We start from the raw sequence: 840 nt of genomic DNA on the forward strand, positions 1-840 counted from the left end.
CCGCCACGACGTTGGCTGGCGACGGCGCGCCGTAAGTACTGGCCGCGATCTCTGTCAGGTCGCGTGTGCGCGCGGCTTCCGGCAACCGCGACAGCGAGGTGGCGGGCAGGTCGAAAAGCGGGTAGGAGTGCGGATTGATACCGGTCGAGAGGTCGACGAAAGGCAGCAGGGCGTTGGGGAAAAGCACCCTCGCGCGGCCAAGACTTCCACCATGGTCCACAACCGCCCCATTAAGAAGCTTCATGTCAGTCCTGATCGCTTTCCTGTCATTGGTCGTCGAATTCGCCCTCGGTTACCCCGACTGGCTGTTTCGCGCCATCGGCCATCCGGTGACGTGGTTCGGCAGGCTGATATCCTTTCTCGACCGCAGGCTCAACCGCGCCACTGATCCCGACGCGCTGCGTCGCAAGCGCGGTGTCCAGGCGCTGCTGGTCATCGTGCTGGTGCCGGCGATAATTGGCCTGGGCGTGCAGATCCTGTTCTGGTTCGTTCCCATGGGCCTCGTCATCACGGCCCTTCTGGCAACGTCGCTTCTGTCGCAGAAGAGCCTCTATGAGCATGTCGAGGCGGTGGCTGACGCCCTCGACACCGGCGGCATCGCCTTGGCCCGCCTTGCCGTTTCGCGGATCGTCGGTCGCGACCCTGAAACGCTCGACCGGGCCGGTGTCTGCCGCGCGGCGATCGAGAGCCTGGCCGAGAATTTTTCCGACGGCATCGTCGCCCCTGCCTTCTGGACCGGCGTCGGCGGCCTGGCCGGCGGCGCCGCCTACAAGGCCGCCAACACCGCCGATTCGATGATCGGCCACCGCACCCCGCGCCACGAGGCGTTCGGCTGGGCGG

General features: G+C 66.3%; 1 protein-coding gene and 1 pseudogene. One reads left to right on the forward strand and one right to left on the reverse strand.

Going from position 1 to position 840, the window contains the following annotated elements:
* Positions 1–244: pseudogene (locus EN969_RS33380) on the reverse strand (threonine-phosphate decarboxylase); the annotation flags it as partial.
* On the opposite strand from EN969_RS33380, the gene EN969_RS33385 reads away from it, so the two are divergent.
* Positions 243–840 (forward strand): CobD/CbiB family cobalamin biosynthesis protein (locus EN969_RS33385; RefSeq protein ID WP_164758766.1); only part of this gene is annotated, 598 nt, incomplete at its 3' end. The pseudogene EN969_RS33380 and the gene EN969_RS33385 sit on opposite strands and share 2 nt — an antisense overlap.

This window comes from Mesorhizobium sp. M7A.F.Ca.CA.003.01.2.1 (genome assembly GCF_003998945.1).
GTDB classification, from domain to species: Bacteria; Pseudomonadota; Alphaproteobacteria; order Rhizobiales; family Rhizobiaceae; genus Mesorhizobium; species Mesorhizobium ciceri.